The organism is Pseudomonas sp. 05T35 (genome assembly GCF_056396605.1).
Map to the genome: position 1 here is coordinate 1 of NZ_JBFTLU010000917.1, position 543 is coordinate 543.

Sequence of the window (543 nt, forward strand, 5' to 3'; positions counted from 1 at the left end):
TGCCCATATAGTGGAAAATCGGCTGACCTTTGTAGGAGAAACGCGTGGTGCCGTCTGGCATCAGGCCTTTGCCCTGGGTCGCACGAATGGCCTGGCAGAGGTTGGTCTTGCCCGACTTACAGAATTTGCACTGGCCGCATTCCGGGGTGTACAGCGGAATCACGTGATCGCCGACCGCGACCGAAGTCACACCTTCGCCGATAGCCTCGACAATCGCGCCACCTTCGTGGCCGAGGATCGACGGGAAGATGCCTTCCGGGTCAGCGCCCGACAGGGTGTAGGCGTCGGTATGGCAAACACCGGAGGCGACCACACGCAACAGGACTTCACCCGCCTTGGGCATGGCGACATCGACTTCAACGATCTCAAGGGGTTTCTTGGCCTCGAAGGCAACGGCAGCGCGCGACTTGATCATCCTGTCTCTCCAGCGAATAAAAACGAGACAGCGAGTGTAAAACACCACCAGACGATTAATAATCCAGCCAAAAGCAAAACATTATTGCTACACAGGGATAATCTTCATGTCCGAGAACCGCTGGGAAG

Annotated in this window: 1 protein-coding gene; it reads right to left on the reverse strand. The window is 56.5% G+C overall.

The window, feature by feature from the left end; translation table 11 throughout:
* Positions 1-415 (reverse strand): alcohol dehydrogenase catalytic domain-containing protein (locus AC1DH9_RS30675; RefSeq protein WP_477809519.1); only part of this gene is annotated, 415 nt, incomplete at its 3' end.
* Positions 416-543 lie beyond the last annotated feature (128 nt).